The sequence below is a fragment of the Gracilibacillus alcaliphilus genome (assembly GCF_016909015.1).
Classification (GTDB): Bacteria; Bacillota; Bacilli; order Bacillales; family Amphibacillaceae; genus Gracilibacillus; species Gracilibacillus alcaliphilus.
In genome coordinates, this window is record NZ_JAFBFA010000003.1 from 205395 (window position 1) to 222622 (window position 17228).

Consider the following 17228-nt stretch of genomic DNA (forward strand, 5'->3'; position numbering starts at 1 on the left):
TTAAAAGTGTCATTTAGATTATGCAAGGAAGCAGAAAATCCTAACGATCTGTTCAAGTTATCTCAAGAAGAACTGGACTGCATTAGCAGCACTCAGTCCGATTGCCTCTTCTGTTGATCCTTCTCTGGAAGCAAAGGCCCCATCTCTCGCCATGTCCTGCGTCCCCACTCTATAATTAATTCACAATAACTTTCTGCATCATGCATTTGCTGTTTAACATCAGCAATAGTCATAGACCAAGATACTTTTGGCAATGGAGGCGCCTCCCTCTGTCTGTTCACTTCCCAGTTTCGAATACTTGAAGAGGTATCTTTGGCTGCCAGTTTCCGTATTTCAGGGCCAGAGAGGTTATACATAAGGTACGTACCCAGCTTTGATTCCACCCACACTAGCGCTTCACCACTATAACCATTATGTTGAATCATATAACAGGCAACAGTAAGAAAATGAACTTGTCCATAGGCAGAGTCCTCAAACTCTAAAGCCAGAAAGTCATGATAAATCGATTGACATGTCCTTCCCTCAGTATGGAAAGCACCACAATCTGCACAATATTCTCCCACGTTTTTCCCTCCTCTGATTCAGATAAGCTATCTCCAGTATAAACCATCCCGGTAACGGTGAACTACTCCCACCACTTATCACCCTTCCAGGCCGCTTGAAGTGGGGGCTTCTCGACTTATCGTTTCTTTTATTAGCCAACGAAAAATGACCGAGCTAACCCTCTTGTTCCAAGAGTTTTTATTCCTATGCTAACGCTAATAAGCGCAATCCTTCCTTTTTGATATTCATGGCTGCATTATAGTCACGGTCTGCCACATAACCACACGAACAATGGTAGGTACGTTCAGATAGTTTCATATGTTTTTCTGCACCGCAACAAGAACATTTTTTAGTGGAAGAACCATTTATCAATTTTTATCAATTGTTTCCTCACAGCCTGGCTGCCTACTAACAAAAGTTATTTTCTCACCCCATCCAGCAATAGGCGCAGGACATTCATCGCGTCTTCGATGGCGTCTTTTTGTTCAAGATGATCAGCAATCCATAATACCACTTCATTCATTGCTCCAGAAAGACAATGTGTCAGCGCCTCTGTCGAAACAGGCTGGATTAAATGTTGCTCCTGCATCAGCTGCAATTGTTCTCTTAATGAATTCATCGAATACTTTTCATCCATTTTGCGAAAGGTATCCCAACCTAAGACGGCTGGTCCATCAATCAAAAGAATCCGTTGATTATGTGACGCTGCTGCCCCCTCAAGAAAAGCTTGGCACCCATTGATTAACTGATCCCAGCTATGATTACTCTTTGCAGCAGCTGTTTCCACATATTCTCCGATTTCTTGTTGAATGGCCTCAAATACCGCAAGAAACAGCCCCTTTTTATTGCGAAAATGGTGATATACAGCTCCTCTTGTTAGACCCGCTTCTTTGACGATCTCTTCTAAGGCCGTATTTACATATCCATATTCTGTAAAATGATGACGTGCGATGTTGATCAAATTTCGAATCGTTTGCTCTGTTTCTACTTTATTTTTCCGCATAACGACTACACTCCTCACTCTGTCTGGCGTATTAATGCCAATGCATGTTCATCGTTTGATTTTATTAACGTTCTTAATCCATTCTTGATTATCCTTGGATTTATATTATCATGATTTGCCAGCCATTGGAGCACTGTTTCTGGATTTTCTTTGGTTAAGTCATTTATATGATTGGCTACTGACTTCTGAACATAACGGGACTTGTCGGATACTAATTGATCTAGCAAAGATAAATTATATTGTATATGATTCTTTAGCAGCGGCATCTTTTTAGCCCATGGGAGCCTAGGCCGCGTTCCTTCACTGACCAGCCGCCTGACATGTGAGTTAGGATCTTTTAACCAATCTTGAAAATAAATCAGGCAGCGATCTGTGTCTGCCATTAAGTATGGCCGAATAGCATATTCTGATGTATGTCGCTTAGTAATTTCATACAATGCTTTCAAGGATAAATCAAAGTGATCTAAGCCATATTTTTCAACAAAGCAGGCGATCGGCATCAGAAAATAACCGTTGGTAAACATTCCTTCTTCGGTTTGATTTTCCGGTCCTAGAATTTTTCGTAAGACAGCTAAAGCTTCTTCATAATCGACAGGAAGGTGTTGCTTTAAGGCACTTGCAATCACTTCGACCCGATCCTTCAATTCTTTACCTTCTACCCCGACAGCTACCATATCTATAAAAGAATATTTAGAAAAATTAGTGTAATGCGGCTTAATTAAATCAGCCAGCCTCAAGGCCAATTCCTTATCAAAATAATATTTTAAAGGGATATACTCACTCATCATATTTCCTCTTTATACTGGTCTTGAAAGGACTCATCAGGCGGTATCACTGTAATGACATCAATCAATACGCCATTTGGATCACTTGTAATAAAGTGCCTTTGACCAAATGCCTCATCACGCAAATCAAGATGTAAAGGCAGGTGTTTTTCCTTAATCAATTGTTGATATATTTCATCTACATTTTCCACCTCAAAATTCAAAATTAATCCTTGAACAGGCTTTCCAAAAGAAGAAGGAACGGTTTCATGATCAGCTTGTAGGATCGCCAGCTCGCTGCCAGTCTCTTCCTGCTTCAGACTCATATACCAATCCGCCTCAAACACAATCGAAAACCCAAAATACTGTAGATAAAACGCACTTGTTTCCTTTACATTCTTCGTCATCAATACTGGATAAAAACTATTAAGTCTCACTTGCTCCACTCCTTTATTTTTAGTTATCCTGATTTTAACATACATACAGTATGTATGTAAATAACAATATGTGTTATGTCTTTTCCACCATTAGCTTTCCAACGTAGACTGCTTTGGAATCTCTCCCCATTTGGATGCAGGTCTTACGGACAATTTCACTGAGTTAAAGCTCAAACCACTATTTCAGGTTGTCTGATTGGGTTACGTATCAACTGTTACATGCAAAAAAATAAGCTTGATATATTCAATTATCTAGCTTGTTTTTTAGACCCAACCATTTTTTTATTTTTAGAACATTTGAGATCATCATCAAAATAAACCCAACAATGCACATGGTTATGCCAACAATATCTGCTGTACTTGTCATGCTAAATAGATCACCATATACACTCCAAATTGCGAAACCAATAATACAAATGAAAAATCCTATATTTACTAAATACCCCTTGCCTTTCAACATAATAAGTTCCCCCCTAACCATCCTATATTTTCTACTTGTTTAGCAAATGTGGAAGAAATTTCAGCACCTTACCTTTTACTCTGTTGTCGGTATTGGTGCAGCTTCTTGTACAGGTTGTCGTAATGGATCAGGTGCCAATTATAAAAAATAAGCTTGATATAACCCATTACCAAGCTTATTTTTTAGACTTAGATCGATTTTTCACTCCTAGGACACCATAGATAATTATCAAAATAACCCCAACAACCAATATCATTCTGCCAACAACATCTTGCGTTCTTGCTATGTTGAATACATCATATATCATCCAAATTCCTGCAACAATACCAAAAACAATAAACCCTATTTTGATGAAATAACTCTGTTTTTTAGATTGAATAGGATAACTCTCCTTTAACAATTATATATTTTATTCCTATCCAGCAGAGATGTTACATAGTGCTTTTTCACAGATGTTGTATGGAACCCTTTCCGCTAAAGAGAGGGCTTCTTTTTATTGTTCAGGATGAGGTAATTCAAAAATGACTTCTTGATCTGACATAACTTCATACTTGAAAGCAAATTCGTCATGATAATCTTTCATTTCAATATACACTACATGACCTTGTACTTCCTCACCAGGGGCCAATTCTTCATCTCCTTCAGGAAAGAACTCATCATAAGACGTATCTCCACCCTGCTCATCTATCCCTGATAAATTAGCAGAAAACATTTGATGTGGAATATAGGATTCATCGCTAATGTTTTTAATCGTGACATCAACTACCGCCAACGTATAATCATCATCTCGACTAGTCATGACATCTTCAATTGTTTTTCCATTTACCTCGTCTGCAAAATAAAAATCATTGACAGTTACCTGATAATCAAACTCATATAAATCACTGGTAATAACCGCTGTATCACCAATACTATAAACCTCTTTTTCTTCTTCCCCTGAATTTTCTGTCGTGTTTTCCATGTTTTCTTCTCCACCTGAATCGGTAGTTTCTCCTGTATCATCACTTCCACATGCAGCTAACAATAAACTTGTAAATAATACTGTCAGTAATAATTTTTTCAATACTATAATCCTCCCAAATTATGAATATAAGTTTAATTACCATATCATCTTTTCGTTGAACACACTACTAGTTATGTACTAGATTTCAAATCTAGTTTCTTCTTTTGTAGCCTCAGCTTCAAATGTTAGATAGTAAACATTATGATCCTCAAAAAAACCATGATTATATACTAAATTCCCGGTAATTGCCTCTCCAGGTTCTAACACATCATTTCTTTCCGTAAATATCTCATCCAGTGAAGAAAGCATAGAATAATCTTCATTATATAACTGCTCTTGAGGTGTAACAGACCTATCACCAATATTTCCCATCGTTATATTAGCTACAAGAAATTGCCCGCCTTCGTCTGGTTCATATCCCCTATATTCCAAGCATATACCATCTACATTTTCTGTTGTATCCTCTAGTTCTGGTGAATCAGACGTCTCATTTTCATTATTTTCAGCTTGATCATTGCTACTACATGCTAAAAAAACAAAGAGTAATAATCCTAGCCATGTAATTCTAAAAATGATTTCATTCACATTTCTTCCTTTAATTACCATTCACCCAATACAAACACAACAATTATAACAATATCAAAAACAAAAATCAAATACGCTTCAAAACACTTTGGCTTTTAACTAACCAATACTAAGACGATTTAAACGATTTTAAACTTTAGGGAAAATTTAATGCTCCCCTAGAGAATTTTCAATGTGATATTACAGCTTCATTAGTTTGGATAACATGGAAAAAGTATTCCCCTGAGGAAAGGAGTAACAATAGCTATTATAGATTTACGCTGTGACACCAAACATGCCTCTAGAAGAAAGGATAATGGAAGATATGTGTAAGATTGTACGGAGTATTGATTTTGTCAATTACAATAGAACATAGAGCAGAAAATCATCTCAGCCCCTGCATCATTCGTTTTCCCTGCTTCAGCTTCTGTCAAGAGAATAGATGTTCATTACGGATTCTGAAGCAGGGAGATAGTATTCATCAACTCGACCTTTATGATGATAATTTTTCAACTTTCCTTCATATATCAATTCTAATTCCAACATTTCCTGCAAATCATAAGGTGCAATCAATGATGAAGGCTTTGCAAAATCAACAACAAGACACTCCATCAACACAGTAGCAACAAACTGAGAACAGAAGAATGCTTTGTCTCTTCTTATCGGCTTGTTCACGATAAATCCAAGCAAACCTAAGAAATTATAACGATAAGCTTCCTTTTGCTCTTCTATTTCCTGTATATATCGTTTCATTTTTTCGATGTGGACATCTGTTACCGTCATAGAATATACAGCACAATCCGCCTGTTTAAATAAACCCTGCTTTACATTTTCTTTTACAAACCCTCCATTGAAGGGGTTGCTTAGTTTCTTTCTTCCAAAACTATATACCTCTGATAATTCCGAGTGAAAGGATATCGACGCATGGTTATATGGCCTTTTGGTATACAACTTTATCAACCTTGTAAAAAAGGAACCTGTATCTGTTAAAAGAATATATACCTGTTTTTTTGTCATGACTATACTCCTTTTCTTTTCTCATATAAACAATTCCTATTATTAATGTACACCCCAAAACATAAGAACAGCTTAACGGTTTCTTAAGAAAATCTTAATTTTTTGGGAACAGCCAGCATGTGACTAGGTGCCCTCTTTATCCCCATCAAGCCATTCGTAACATCCTTGTTGCTTTCTACTTGTGTGCAACATTAAATTAAGTTATTATAGATTCACAATATCTTTAATTAAAGGACTGATTATCACAAATGAAATTTTCCAAGGCAACCGATTATGCATTACATGCACTGCTATATCTGATTATGCATAACGCTGATACCCAAAGGGTTCCGGTACAGGAATTGGCTAGCTCGTTAGATGTTTCCGCCACCTATCTATCAAAAGTACTCACCAGATTAGTTAAAGCAAATTATATCACTGCTTCAAGCGGTGCAAAAGGAGGATATCAATTAAGGAAAAATTGGGAGGCGATCACCATTTACGATATCGTCGTTGCCATTGACGGCGAACAAACCTTATTTGAAGACAGTTTTGACCATGGAGAAGGCTGTAAGATTCAAGCCCTTATGCAAGAAGCAGAAAACAATTTACTTCATTCCTTGAAAAGTAAGTCATTGAAAGATCTAACGTAAAGTTTGGGTCTTTTCAGTCCAATTAAGGATATTGTGAATCTATAATATATATGAAGGTGATAAATATGGTATATGAAGCTATTATTATTGGCGGAGGACCAGCTGGATTAAGTGCAGCACTTAATTTTGGCAGAGGAATGAGACATACGCTTGTTATTGATGATCATAACCCGCGTAATCAAGTAACCGATGAATCGCACGGTTATCTAACCCAAGACAGTATTTCCCCAAGCCTGTTCCGGCAAAGAGCGGCAAATGATGTAAAGAAATATGATGCTGTGGAACAAATACATGATCGAGTAATCGATATAATGAAACAAGACCAGCTTTTTTATGTGACAACGCAAAACAGCTCCTATACCGCACAGCAAGTCCTTATAGCAACTGGATTAAGAGAAAGCCTGCCAACTATTGATAACATAGAGAACTTTTACGGCAAATCGGTCTTTTACTGCCCTTGGTGTGATGGTTATGAAATGAGAAATAAAACATTAGCAATTATTAATCCGACTCAAGCGATTATGCACCTAGCTAAAATTGTCACGAATTTCGCTAAAGAAATTATTTTATTTACTGATGGCACAGATATATTAGATCAAGCGGATAAACAATTATTAAAAAAGAAACAGATATCTATATACTATCAAAAGGTACTTGGAATGAAAGGTCAACATGGCGAGGTAACAGCACTTCAATTGGACAATGGAATTGAGATACCGATCGAAGGTGCCTTTACTTATGTTCATTGGGATACAGATTTCGGTTTTCTCCAATCTTTACAAGTAGAACGGGAAGAGTCAGGCAAATTGAAGGTCGATTCGTTAGGACAAACCAATATCCCTGGCCTTTTTGTAGCAGGAGAATCAAAAGAAAACTTTGCCGGCCAATTAATAGATGCAGCAGCAAATGGAGGTATGACGGCTAAAATGATGATGATGCAGCAATTTGAGAAGGAATTTACCTCAGACTAACACTTCATTCAGCGGGGCTCCCACTACTTGTTAGTTGAGTCCATCGGAGGTTGATTGAAATAGGAGGGCTATCAGCATACTAACCACTTGCAGGATTATCATTTACTTTATCTATTTGTATGAAATGGAAAGCAATCTATAAGTGTCCACAGACCTCCGTTATCGACAAAGGAGGTCTGTGAATGGTCATTTATTAAATTAATATCCAATTAAGACATCTTTTTTAATATTTCGTTTAGGTACTTGCTGCTTCTGTAAATAGGCAGTTACTGCTCCCACCATATCTTTTGGTCCAGCAACAAAGAATTGACTATCTGTCGAGGAGGAAATCAGCTTATCTAATTCCTTATTCAGATGATTTCTTTCATGAAGATAGGTCACTTGAACAGCCGTCTTGCACGCTAATTGATCCAATTCATCTTGGAAAAGATAAGATTTGTTGCTGTCCAAGTACATTAAATGAATGGGTGGATGAGCCCCTTTAGCTTCTATTTCTATTTGTTTAAGGATGGATCGAAATGGCGTAATCCCAATCCCTCCTGCTACCAAAACGACAGGACTATCCGTTTGTAAATAAAAGGAGCCAACAGGCCCAGCCAGTTTGATAGTGTCTCCTTTCTGTAAGGATAACATTGCTTTTTTGAATTCACTGGGATGATTACTAATTTTCATCGTCATTTGAACCACGTTCTCCACAGGCGCTGAAGCGATCGTAAATGGACGGGTATGATCTTTGATTTTCTGATGGGTAATCGTAAATAAACCATGCTGACCAGCCTTCCAAGCGACCTCCTGCGGCTTTTCAAATCGAAACGTATAAACACCTTCTGCTTCTTGCACTCGTTCTATAAAAGGTAAATCTCTTTTTTTAAAGATGGAAACCATATCTTGAAAAAATGCCATCTCATCCTCTCCTTTCTTCTTAGCTTCCGTTATTTTCGCCAAAATGTCGTGCAATTAGCCTTGTCCCAAATATTAAAATCAATCATTTTCTCTAGGAGCTCATAATTCACCTCACGATTCCACGGAATCCGAATCATCCCTTTGGTATATTCATAACCTGCTTTTTGAATGTCTTCTTCCACATGCTTGATCGTCGCCTCCTCAGGCGCAACCGCTAAATGTTTCTTCGCTACACTAAATCCAATGATAAATGTACCATGATCCGTAAACATCGGTTGATTCCATTTTATTTCCTTTACTAATTTTGGATATTTTTCGGTAATCCAGCTGAAGATTGCTTCCGTTCTTTCTCTATGTGCCTTATGATCGATTCCTTGGAGAAAACCAGCGAAAACCTCTCCATTAGACGCCTTTTTATCCAGAGTTACTTCTTCTGTTAACACCTTTTGCAATTCTTCTACTTTATATGCCCAACCATGTTTGGCACCTTGGTATGCTTGTCCTTTTGCCTCAAATCCAGTATGATCAAGGTGTACATGGGTTATATCACCGGCTTCTGTCAAAGTCCAAGTTACGATGGTATCAATCGGGCCGCCAACCCATGTATAGGATAACGTATGCGGTTCCTCTACCACTAACACTTCACAATCAACAATCAGATCAATTTCTTGATTCCAAAACTGACACTTATGTCCCACAATCGGTTTAAAGTTATTTTCCATCACCCATTGAGCTAGTGTTTCAGGTTTCGTTAATGCTTGCCACACTTTGTGAATCGGGCTTTTAAATTGAAAATCTAATGCTATATCTGCCATCTGTTATTCCTCCAAAATAGATTTAAGTATTGCTGCTCGTTCCTTCCAAAATTGATCATAAAATGCCAGCCAATCCTTCACTTCCTGCAAAGGCTCTGGATTGAGCCGGTACTTTGTTTCTCTGCCTGCTTTACGATTCTTTACTAAATCAGCTTCTTTCAGAATCATCAAATGTTTCGATACGGCTGTACGCCCCATTTGAAAGTGAGGAGTCAATTCATGTAAAGCTACCTCATCCGTATCTGCCAATAACCGGATTAATTTACGCCTTGTTGGATCTGCAATAGCTACAAACACATCCCGTTTCTCCTCTGTTTGTTTCAAAACGTTCTCCCTCCCGATACGATACCAAATGGTGTCCTTTTGATTATAAGACACCATTTAGTGTCGTGTCAATGATCTTATTATGCGGCAAACCAAACAACATATGAACATAACGTCCACTTTATTTCTCCAGCCTGCTTATCTATTTAATGATTAGGTCAAAGAAAGAGAAGGGGGAAGGCGTATTTATTGAGGAGTTAGAAGCACAAAGTAGCGGTATGTCTTACTTAACCAATCAGTAATTTGATGGACTCCAAAAAATATTTATATGAACAGAGGGACATGTTTCCGCTGTTCAACGTTCCGGTTTACCAAGTTTTTCAGTAATCAAATGATTTAAAAATTCCAACTACATCCTGAGCATGCTTTTTCCCAGCTAGGGTCAAACATGACATGATGGACAATCAACTGACGGCGACCTTCAAACAGATCAAGCAAACTGGCTTTTCTCTTTGTCCCTGCAAAAATATACTCTTTATTAATTTCCATCATTGGCAACTTGCGCCGCTCGGCATTTAATTCATCCCGTGCCTTGGTAAGTTCCTTTTCCTTCTGCAATAAATCCTTACGGGCTGCCAGCCAATCCGCTTGAGAAACAACGGTTGGTTTTGTATTTTCTTGCATGATAGACATGTCTCCTTTCCATTATTAGCAATCAAAAAGGGTCTCTTATCTCATAATGAATCACCTTAACTGCATTCGGAACATTGAAAAACATTTGATCAAATGAAAGCTCACGATTACTTATTCTAACGTTCGTTTCATGCCGTTGATGACACCCTGCTGCCATCCTTCATGCCAGAGAGTAAATACGAACAGATCTCCCACTCTCGTTAACCTTTTATCCTGAAATGCAAATACGTTGGCTGCCTCATCTCCTAATCTTCCGGAAAATGTCTCTATCATTCGTTTCTTTTGCTCTAATAATAACTCGCGTATTTCATACAAAGTTAGCGGAGTGGCAGACCAGTCGTTCGGACTTGTTCCTGTTTTGAAAGCCTCTTGTATTTTTGAGGGAATCTCGCCTGATTGATTCATGCCAAAGTAATACATGATTCCCTCTTGTGCGGCAGAGATATGTCCTAAATTCCAACGTAGGGAATTGCTATACCCATTTGGAATCACATCCGCTTGTTCTTCGGAAATAACAGAGTCAAGTAATTGAATCGATGACTCCCTGTAAAAATCATATTGTTCAAAAATTCCATCTTCTTTCATTGCCTTCCCTCCCTTTTGTTTCATTCTATTTCAATGTATCATATATGGCTGCTAAGAAATTCTTCTCGATTGCCCAAATCCTCTTGCTTTTTCAATGAATTAGCTAAAAATATCCAAAGGGGAAAACGATACAGACTTATTTCTAATCACTACCAATAAAGAATTTGTTTCCTATATCTATTATATTTCCTAATCAAAGCATACAACTAGTGACGAGAAATTATAATTGGTGACTTAAAGAATCAGTTCCGTGTGTGTAATGCATACACTACTTCGATGTTGGATCTGAATCTGCCACTAATATTTTCTGCACAGGGAGAAAGATTTTTATTTAACTGTTGATTGATCCTCTGTTTCCTTCTCTAGTACATTCTCAATATAATCTTTACCCCATTCATACATCGCAGCTAGAATCGGCAGCAGTTTTTCCCCATGTTCCGTAAGAGAGTATTCCACTTTGGGCGGAACAACCGGATAAACTTCTCGATGGACGATTAAATGATCTTCCAGTTCGCGTAATTGATTGACAAGCATTCTTTGAGTAATACCTGGCATCAGAGCCTTTAATTCCCCAAATCGTTTGGTACCTTCCCTGCCTAAATGCCACAAAATTAACATTTTCCACTTCCCACCAATCACCGCAAGTGTTAATTCCTTTTCACAATTAAATGTTTTCTCTCCTAAATTCGGCATGTATGACACCTCCGCTTTATTTTGTCTCACAGTATACTTTTTAGCACTATATGTGATTAAAGTGCGTACTTCTCAATTCAGAATATACTCAGTATACTAGGTAGCATACGGCTGAGTAAATAGATTTTTCAAGAAAACACAGCCAGCTGTTCAACACAATCAATCAAATTATATTGAAGGAGCGAATACAGATGAAATTACAATTAGCATTAGATCTTGTCGATATTCCAGGGGCAATTGAATTAGTAAAAGAAGTAGAAGAACATGTAGATGTCGTAGAAATTGGCACACCTGTCGTCATTAATGAAGGGCTTAAAGCTGTAAAAGAAGTAAAAGCAGCTTTTCCTAACTTAACTGTATTAGCGGATTTAAAAATTATGGACGCAGCCGGATATGAAGTAAGCCAAGCCTCTGCGGCAGGCGCTGATATCATCACTATTTTAGGTGCGGCAGAAGACGAATCCATTAAAGGTGCCGTTGAAGAAGCGAAAAAACAAGGCAAACAAATCCTTGTCGATATGATCGCTGTCAAGGATATTGCAGCCCGTGCACAAGAATTGGATGCACTAGGTGTAGACTATATCTGCGTGCACACAGGTTATGACCTGCAGGCGGTAGGCCAAAACTCCTTTGAGGACTTGCAGACTATCAAGAGTGTCGTGAAACATGCCAAAACCGCCATTGCAGGCGGCATCAAATTAGAAACACTTCCTGAAGTAATTAAACAACAGCCTGACTTAGTGATTGTAGGTGGTGGAATCACAAGTAAAGAAGATAAAAAAGCGGCTGCAAACGAAATGCAGACATTAATTAAACAAGGTTAATGCTGCTATGAAGACTACTCAATATGTAGCAGATATTGTGCAGGAATTAAGTCAGACCACTCCCTTTATTGCCGATGCAGAGGCAGAGAAATTAGCAGATCAGATGTTAGCCTCCAAAAAAGTATTTGTAGCTGGCGCCGGACGATCTGGCTTGATGGGTAAAGCCTTTGTTATGCGAATGATGCATATGGGAATCGATGCCTATGTAGTTGGAGAAACTGTCACAGCGAACTTAGAAAAAGGTGATCTTTTAATTATTGGATCAGGTTCCGGGGAGACAAAAACGTTAGGCGCCATTGCCCAAAAAGCAAAAAGCTTAGGCGGAACCATTGCCGCTGTAACTATTTCGCCTCAGTCTACTATTGGACAGTTAGCAGATCTGGTTGTGGAATTACCAGGTGTAACAAAAGATCAATCAGAAGGTAATCAGCAAACTATTCAACCAATGGGCTCCTTATTTGAACAAATGATGCTGCTATTCTATGATGCCTTAATTCTGCGCTGTATGGAGAAAAAGGGCTTAGATTCTCAGCAAATGTATGGTAAACATGCAAACCTTGAATAGATCCAAATAATGGAACAACCTGGTACTGACAGGTAAACAGTACCAGGTTGTTTTCTTTTTTTACATCTAATCGTTAACCTTTGCCAGTTTTTATAGAACCAGAGGATGGCTTTACTTTCCAAGCTGGTAAAGATAAATAAGTAATCCATCTCCACAGCCATTCCAATGGACCGATTCGAAAATAACGAAACCATACCATACTGTACACTATCTGTACAACAAAGATCGTTATAGCAATCAGCGAAGCAATTGCTGGTCCTACCTTACCAAACCACCCAAATCCGTAACCATAGAAAATCAAAGTACAGATCACAGATTGCATGATATAGTTAGTGAACGCCATGCGCCCTACATTAGCCAAGGGGTTTAACAACACTTCCCATGTTTTTTTCTGTATCAATAAAGCAACCAGCAGAATGTAGAACACACCGATTAGCGGACTGCCTAACAGATGCTGAAATAGTTCCAATTGACCTAGCAGTGTCTCTGTCCCCCAGCTAAACAGCTTCAACGATACAGGGATAAGATGCGACAGGAAACCAACCCCGCCTGTCCACCAACAGATCTTCCGTAATGTGGCACGGTTTTCCGTTACATGCTGAAACCATCTTTTCTTGGCAAAATAAACACCTAATAGAAACAGCCCAAGAATTTGCGGATAAAAAATAATCTGGTTTAACAAGGAGGAATTCCAATCCCTGATCCGCAGCGATTGAATTTCTGTCCATGATCCGCTGCTGTAGATTACCTCATCTTCAGTTATCCATTGCTGGACTTGTTCCATCCATTCCGGGCTTGGTTCATAGCTTCCATCTGTACCACTTAATAACATGATTCCAGGAATAAACAGAAGCAGCAGAATAGACCACACTAGCAGTGTACGGGCTTTACGCTTATAAAACAGCAATAAAATAAAGCCAAGCAAGGCATAATGAAGCAGGATATCACCATACCAGATAAACCACCCATGAATTAATCCGAACAAGAGTAAGGCCAGCAGACGTCGAGAATATAGAGGAACAAAACGATAGCCCCTTTTTACAGCGCTGTCTTTCATCAACATCATACCATACCCAAATAAAAAGGCAAAAATAGCTATAAATTTGCCGGCAACAAAGAAATCAAGCAATGTTTGTGCCGTTTGATCCCACCAGTTTGACGAAACCTCTAATTGAAATTGAATCGTTTGCAGTGAAGTCGTAAAGAAACGCATATTAATCAAGAGAATACCTAACAAAGCTAAGCCTCGAACAATATCTAGAAGCTTAACCCGCTGGTTAGCAGGCAATGACTGCATATTTCATCTTCCTTTCCGCACCAAAATAATCGTGTTCTGTCTTGAACAAATTAATTGTAAAAGACAATTATAAAGATTTTATAACGGACAGCCATTAAAACAGAAATCAAGAGAAAGAACATTTATTCAAATAGCATGTAAATGCTGATTTTAGGTAATACTAATAAACATCTGTTTTATCGCAGTGTAACTGGCTGTAAGATTCCCACTTCATGAAATAAGGGAATACGTCATGTCTAGGCGGAAGATCCAGCAGCCAGTAACGGCCCGATTGGTTCAATTAACATTCAGTGGGGAGAGAGGAAACTGACTAAGTTCGCAATGTCTGCACTAGCAGACCTATTCGTCGAACTCCCCACTGAACGAAGTATCACTTTATGACGATTGGTCTTGTGAGAAATGGAAACAGAATATTTTTGCGTAAAAGGAGAATGATGATGAGCAAGGTAGCTATAGTAACGGGTTCTGCCGGCGGATTAGGCAAAGGAATAGCTGAAAGGTTATGTAAGGATGGTTTCAGTGTGGTACTGCATGATATAAATGAAGCCGTACTAAATGAGACTGCTGCAGAGTTTGAAAAAAACAATCTTTCTGTCATCAGTGTGAAAGGAGATGTATCTAAACGAGAGGATCAATTTAATTTGGTACAAGAAGCAGTCGACAAATTTGGCCATTTAGATGTCTTTGTCAATAATGCCGGAGTTGAAGCAGTTTCTCCATTTTTGGAAATAACGGAAGAACAGCTCAATAAATTATTCCACATCAATGTAAATGGGGTCGTTTTTGGTACACAAGCAGCAGCCACTCAGTTCATTAAACAAGGAACAAAAGGGAAGATCATCAATGCCTGCAGTATCGCAGGACACGAATCCTATGAAATGCTTGGCACTTATTCTGCTACTAAGCATGCTGTAAAATCAGTTACACATGCAGCTGCGAAAGAGTTAGCCCAGCATAAAATCACCGTCAATGCTTATTGTCCTGGTGTTGCCAAAACGAAAATGTGGGATCGAATTGATGAAGAAATGGTGAAGCAAAGTGATGATTTAAAACCCGGGGAAGCTTTTGCACAGTTCTCGGCAGACATTGCCCTTAAACGATATCAAACACCTGAAGATGTTGCTAATTTAGTATCTTTCTTAGCTTCGGATGATGCAGATTATATTACTGGTCAGGCTATCATAACAGATGGCGGTTTGGTTTACAGATAATAGTTAGCTCAGTGAACTACTTACCACTTAGCTACGCTTGAAGTGGGAGCTTCTCACTTTAACGACGAAAACAACCTTTCGTCTCCATGAGCGTTACTTCGGGAAGTTCCTGCCCTAGATGTCCGACGATTCGGAGTTTCCTTAGCACCTTGGATATTTTACACATGGAAGAAATGAGCTTGGTTTTCACATTTTAAGTTTCTCCATGCAACCTCATATGTATCAAAGAACACTTCATGGTGTAATCGCAACGCATGTTCGGTCAATTCATCTCCACCTTTCCGTTGGGCTATCGCCCTTCACACGCTTGAAGATGGAGATTTCTTGGCTAAAATTTTTAAAAACACTGATTCCTGTATAGGTGGAATCAGTGTTTCTTTGTTTTAGCGCAAAATCTTCTCCATTGCTTTTCCTTTTACTAATTCGTCGATCAATTTATCCAAATAGCGGCTTTCCCGCATCGTTGGTTCTTCGATCCGAACCGCACAGATCACCCCTTTGATCGAGGAACGTGAAGGATGTAATTGGGGAGATTCCGCAAAGAAAGTCTCAAAGTCGGTCTCGTTTTCCAGCTGTGCTTCCAGCTCATCCTGGCTGTAACCTGTTAACCAACAGATGATTTGATGCACTTCTGCTTTTGTCTGCCCTTTTTTCGTTGCTTATGTCACATAATGGGGATAGACACTTGCGACACCATGGGTATACCTCACTAATATAATTTTGATTAATTTATCATGAAAAAGAGACAGGCTCAAATGTCTTTTATTGCCTATTTATCAATCAGGAATGCAAACCGTCATTTGTTTGGTGTTCTTGATATCACAAAAAATCCAAAAGTTTATCCGGTTACTCCCAAACAAACTTTCGGATTTAGAAACATATATTTTATTGACAGTGATGAGGTAATCAACACATAATTTTTTAAGAATGACTGGAAATCCCTTTCCCTCCCTTTGGCTCCAGCGTACAAATTCTCTCCATTCCTGTAATAATTGGCTTTGCGTGTTTGATTAGAGTTTGTGTAGACTCAAGTGTTAAGGAGGCTTGATGAGTGCTTTCATCAGCCCACACTTCATAAACATAAACAGCATTTGGTTCATCTTCTGAAGCGCTTACAATATAAACCTCGCATTCCTCCAAGTCTTTCATCGACTCCGCTGCCTCTAACAAAATAGCTACCAATCTATCACGATCGGCTTCTTTCGTCGTAAACTTACCAAACAAGCCGAATTTATTCATCTTTTTCCTCCCTCATAACGGCCTCTTCATATCCCATGCCTGTCGATACAGACAATCATATCCGAAAAGGGAACACGGTGCAACTCTTTTTGTCACCAGGGTTCCTTAACATCTTTATGGGAAAAGCAAATACAGTGTGGCAGAGATAAAAACACTTCACATAAAATAAATACTTTTTAGTAGAACTATCCTGCTCCATTCGTTGAAGAAGAAATTCCCCCAATTGAGGATACCGCAAAAGGATAGTTACACTAGTTAAAATTACCTCTACTTCACCATGAATGCTGATTTCCACTCCTATCAAAAAACAAAGGCTAGGAGCAACCTCTGTCTTTATCTATTTTTCTGCAAATGTCTATTTAACGTAGCTTCGACTTTTTTAAAGTAAAGAAACCATCCAAACCAATTCAGCACATATATCAAGATAAAAAGCAAGCTACTCCAGAGAATAACCTTGCCGCTAAGCGGTATCCAGCCAACCACACCGGCGATAATAAGCCACACACTATAAGAGAGAACAAAATGGAGCAGCGATTTCTTAATGATATTGCTTCCGCTTGCTCCAAAAATAAACGAGGATAGGCCAAAATATATACCTAATAACAGGCTGGCTCCCATATTCATCCATATTTCCGAAACCGTAGCCTCATATTCATTTACTTTCATAATGGTAAGGGCAATAAATGTAAATATACCTCCAAAAGCAACACCAAGCATACAACGCCTAAAAATTTCAAGTATCATG

22 protein-coding genes and 3 pseudogenes are annotated in these 17228 nt (G+C 38.6%); 5 read left to right on the forward strand and 20 right to left on the reverse strand.

The features are described 5' to 3' along the window. Positions 1-92 precede the first annotated feature (92 nt). The 9 genes and pseudogenes from JOD18_RS03890 to JOD18_RS03930 all read right to left on the reverse strand — a co-directional run bounded on the left by JOD18_RS03890 (position 93) and on the right by JOD18_RS03930 (position 5791). A complete protein-coding gene (locus JOD18_RS03890; RefSeq protein ID WP_204667624.1) occupies positions 93-563 on the reverse strand; it encodes a DUF5946 family protein in 471 nt (156 codons plus the stop codon). 184 nt (positions 564-747) lie between these two features. Next, positions 748-980, reverse strand: a pseudogene (locus tag JOD18_RS03895) (zinc ribbon domain-containing protein); the annotation flags it as partial. Next, entirely contained in the window at positions 962-1546 is a 585-nt protein-coding gene (locus JOD18_RS03900; protein WP_204667625.1) for a TetR/AcrR family transcriptional regulator, read from the reverse strand. The pseudogene JOD18_RS03895 and the gene JOD18_RS03900, both read right to left, overlap by 19 nt. Before the next feature lie 14 nt (positions 1547-1560). Continuing rightward, positions 1561-2331 (reverse strand): DNA alkylation repair protein, encoded by a 771-nt coding sequence (locus JOD18_RS03905; RefSeq protein ID WP_204667626.1) that lies wholly within the window; start codon positions 2329-2331, stop codon positions 1561-1563. Beyond that, positions 2331-2747, reverse strand: a complete 417-nt coding sequence (locus JOD18_RS03910) for a VOC family protein (protein ID WP_204667627.1) — start codon at positions 2745-2747, stop codon at positions 2331-2333. Before JOD18_RS03910 ends, JOD18_RS03905 begins: the two co-directional genes overlap by 1 nt. 244 nt (positions 2748-2991) lie before the next feature. Further along, positions 2992-3207: a hypothetical protein gene (locus tag JOD18_RS03915; RefSeq protein ID WP_204667628.1), complete on the reverse strand. Its 216-nt coding sequence runs from the start codon at positions 3205-3207 to the stop codon at positions 2992-2994. Positions 3208-3700: 493 nt separating this feature from the next. After that, complete coding sequence (locus JOD18_RS03920; protein ID WP_204667629.1) at positions 3701-4270, reverse strand: DUF4352 domain-containing protein; 570 nt, start codon at positions 4268-4270, stop codon at positions 3701-3703. A gap of 78 nt (positions 4271-4348) precedes the next feature. Continuing rightward, a complete protein-coding gene (locus JOD18_RS03925; RefSeq protein WP_204667630.1) occupies positions 4349-4795 on the reverse strand; it encodes a DUF4352 domain-containing protein in 447 nt (148 codons plus the stop codon). A 399-nt stretch (positions 4796-5194) separates the two neighbouring features. Beyond that, positions 5195-5791 carry a hypothetical protein gene (locus tag JOD18_RS03930; RefSeq protein WP_204667631.1) on the reverse strand — a complete coding sequence of 199 codons (597 nt, stop codon included), beginning with the start codon at positions 5789-5791 and terminating at the stop codon, positions 5195-5197. Between the two features lie 248 nt (positions 5792-6039). Here JOD18_RS03930 and JOD18_RS03935 point away from each other — a divergent pair, with 248 nt between their 5' ends. Beyond that, positions 6040-6423, forward strand: coding sequence for an RrF2 family transcriptional regulator (locus tag JOD18_RS03935; protein WP_204667632.1), 384 nt, complete (start codon positions 6040-6042; stop codon positions 6421-6423). Between the two features lie 65 nt (positions 6424-6488). Then, on the forward strand, positions 6489-7394 hold the full coding sequence (locus tag JOD18_RS03940) for an NAD(P)/FAD-dependent oxidoreductase (protein ID WP_204667633.1): 906 nt from the start codon (positions 6489-6491) through the stop codon (positions 7392-7394). A 198-nt stretch (positions 7395-7592) separates the two neighbouring features. Here the strand turns inward: JOD18_RS03940 and JOD18_RS03945 are convergent, their stop codons facing one another. The 7 genes and pseudogenes from JOD18_RS03945 to JOD18_RS03975 form a co-directional block, all read right to left on the reverse strand. Next, positions 7593-8297, reverse strand: a complete 705-nt coding sequence (locus JOD18_RS03945; protein ID WP_204667634.1) for an FAD-dependent oxidoreductase — start codon at positions 8295-8297, stop codon at positions 7593-7595. Between the two features lie 29 nt (positions 8298-8326). Next, complete coding sequence (locus JOD18_RS03950) at positions 8327-8719, reverse strand: iron chaperone (RefSeq protein ID WP_204667677.1); 393 nt, start codon at positions 8717-8719, stop codon at positions 8327-8329. Positions 8720-8746: 27 nt separating this feature from the next. Beyond that, a pseudogene (locus tag JOD18_RS24550) lies at positions 8747-9112 on the reverse strand (SRPBCC family protein); the annotation flags it as partial. A gap of 3 nt (positions 9113-9115) precedes the next feature. Beyond that, complete coding sequence (locus JOD18_RS03960; protein WP_204667635.1) at positions 9116-9436, reverse strand: ArsR/SmtB family transcription factor; 321 nt, start codon at positions 9434-9436, stop codon at positions 9116-9118. 336 nt (positions 9437-9772) lie between these two features. Beyond that, on the reverse strand, positions 9773-10060 hold the full coding sequence (locus tag JOD18_RS03965; protein ID WP_204667636.1) for a DUF899 family protein: 288 nt from the start codon (positions 10058-10060) through the stop codon (positions 9773-9775). Positions 10061-10180: 120 nt separating this feature from the next. Further along, entirely contained in the window at positions 10181-10654 is a 474-nt protein-coding gene (locus tag JOD18_RS03970; protein ID WP_204667637.1) for a DinB family protein, read from the reverse strand. A gap of 327 nt (positions 10655-10981) precedes the next feature. Continuing rightward, positions 10982-11347 (reverse strand): winged helix-turn-helix transcriptional regulator, encoded by a 366-nt coding sequence (locus tag JOD18_RS03975; RefSeq protein WP_204667638.1) that lies wholly within the window; start codon positions 11345-11347, stop codon positions 10982-10984. Between the two features lie 191 nt (positions 11348-11538). On the opposite strand from JOD18_RS03975, the gene hxlA reads away from it, so the two are divergent. Continuing rightward, entirely contained in the window at positions 11539-12171 is a 633-nt protein-coding gene (hxlA, locus tag JOD18_RS03980; protein ID WP_204667639.1) for a 3-hexulose-6-phosphate synthase, read from the forward strand. A 7-nt stretch (positions 12172-12178) separates the two neighbouring features. After that, on the forward strand, positions 12179-12736 hold the full coding sequence (gene hxlB / locus JOD18_RS03985; protein ID WP_204667640.1) for a 6-phospho-3-hexuloisomerase: 558 nt from the start codon (positions 12179-12181) through the stop codon (positions 12734-12736). A 73-nt stretch (positions 12737-12809) separates the two neighbouring features. Here hxlB and JOD18_RS03990 read toward each other — a convergent pair whose 3' ends face one another. Beyond that, positions 12810-14033 carry a DUF418 domain-containing protein gene (locus JOD18_RS03990; protein ID WP_204667641.1) on the reverse strand — a complete coding sequence of 408 codons (1224 nt, stop codon included), beginning with the start codon at positions 14031-14033 and terminating at the stop codon, positions 12810-12812. Between the two features lie 437 nt (positions 14034-14470). On the opposite strand from JOD18_RS03990, the gene JOD18_RS03995 reads away from it, so the two are divergent. Further along, positions 14471-15244 carry an acetoin reductase gene (locus tag JOD18_RS03995; RefSeq protein ID WP_204667642.1) on the forward strand — a complete coding sequence of 258 codons (774 nt, stop codon included), beginning with the start codon at positions 14471-14473 and terminating at the stop codon, positions 15242-15244. 383 nt (positions 15245-15627) lie between these two features. Here the strand turns inward: JOD18_RS03995 and JOD18_RS04000 are convergent. From JOD18_RS04000 to JOD18_RS04010, 3 genes and pseudogenes are all read right to left on the reverse strand, one after another. Then, positions 15628-15963: pseudogene (locus JOD18_RS04000) on the reverse strand (DUF2200 domain-containing protein). Between the two features lie 202 nt (positions 15964-16165). Then, positions 16166-16483 carry a putative quinol monooxygenase gene (locus tag JOD18_RS04005; RefSeq protein WP_204667643.1) on the reverse strand — a complete coding sequence of 106 codons (318 nt, stop codon included), beginning with the start codon at positions 16481-16483 and terminating at the stop codon, positions 16166-16168. A 333-nt stretch (positions 16484-16816) separates the two neighbouring features. Continuing rightward, positions 16817-17227, reverse strand: coding sequence for a DUF3021 domain-containing protein (locus JOD18_RS04010; protein ID WP_204667644.1), 411 nt, complete (start codon positions 17225-17227; stop codon positions 16817-16819). Between the last annotated feature and the right edge of the window lies 1 nt (position 17228).

What these genes read in the sequence shown, in the direction of transcription:
- JOD18_RS03900 (WP_204667625.1), bottom strand. Translation starts at nt 1,546, where the DNA reads ATGCGGAAAAATAAAGTAGAAACAGAGCAAACGATTCGAAATTTGATC.
- JOD18_RS03905 (WP_204667626.1), bottom strand. Translation starts at nt 2,331, where the DNA reads ATGAGTGAGTATATCCCTTTAAAATATTATTTTGATAAGGAATTGGCC.
- JOD18_RS03915 (WP_204667628.1), bottom strand. Translation starts at nt 3,207, where the DNA reads ATGTTGAAAGGCAAGGGGTATTTAGTAAATATAGGATTTTTCATTTGT.
- JOD18_RS03930 (WP_204667631.1), bottom strand. Translation starts at nt 5,791, where the DNA reads ATGACAAAAAAACAGGTATATATTCTTTTAACAGATACAGGTTCCTTT.
- JOD18_RS03935 (WP_204667632.1), top strand. Translation starts at nt 6,040, where the DNA reads ATGAAATTTTCCAAGGCAACCGATTATGCATTACATGCACTGCTATAT.
- JOD18_RS03940 (WP_204667633.1), top strand. Translation starts at nt 6,489, where the DNA reads ATGGTATATGAAGCTATTATTATTGGCGGAGGACCAGCTGGATTAAGT.
- JOD18_RS03945 (WP_204667634.1), bottom strand. Translation starts at nt 8,297, where the DNA reads ATGGCATTTTTTCAAGATATGGTTTCCATCTTTAAAAAAAGAGATTTA.
- JOD18_RS03965 (WP_204667636.1), bottom strand. Translation starts at nt 10,060, where the DNA reads ATGCAAGAAAATACAAAACCAACCGTTGTTTCTCAAGCGGATTGGCTG.
- JOD18_RS03970 (WP_204667637.1), bottom strand. Translation starts at nt 10,654, where the DNA reads ATGAAAGAAGATGGAATTTTTGAACAATATGATTTTTACAGGGAGTCA.
- JOD18_RS03975 (WP_204667638.1), bottom strand. Translation starts at nt 11,347, where the DNA reads ATGCCGAATTTAGGAGAGAAAACATTTAATTGTGAAAAGGAATTAACA.
- hxlA (WP_204667639.1), top strand. Translation starts at nt 11,539, where the DNA reads ATGAAATTACAATTAGCATTAGATCTTGTCGATATTCCAGGGGCAATT.
- hxlB (WP_204667640.1), top strand. Translation starts at nt 12,179, where the DNA reads ATGAAGACTACTCAATATGTAGCAGATATTGTGCAGGAATTAAGTCAG.
- JOD18_RS03990 (WP_204667641.1), bottom strand. Translation starts at nt 14,033, where the DNA reads ATGCAGTCATTGCCTGCTAACCAGCGGGTTAAGCTTCTAGATATTGTT.
- JOD18_RS03995 (WP_204667642.1), top strand. Translation starts at nt 14,471, where the DNA reads ATGAGCAAGGTAGCTATAGTAACGGGTTCTGCCGGCGGATTAGGCAAA.
- JOD18_RS04005 (WP_204667643.1), bottom strand. Translation starts at nt 16,483, where the DNA reads ATGAATAAATTCGGCTTGTTTGGTAAGTTTACGACGAAAGAAGCCGAT.
- JOD18_RS04010 (WP_204667644.1), bottom strand. Translation starts at nt 17,227, where the DNA reads ATGATACTTGAAATTTTTAGGCGTTGTATGCTTGGTGTTGCTTTTGGA.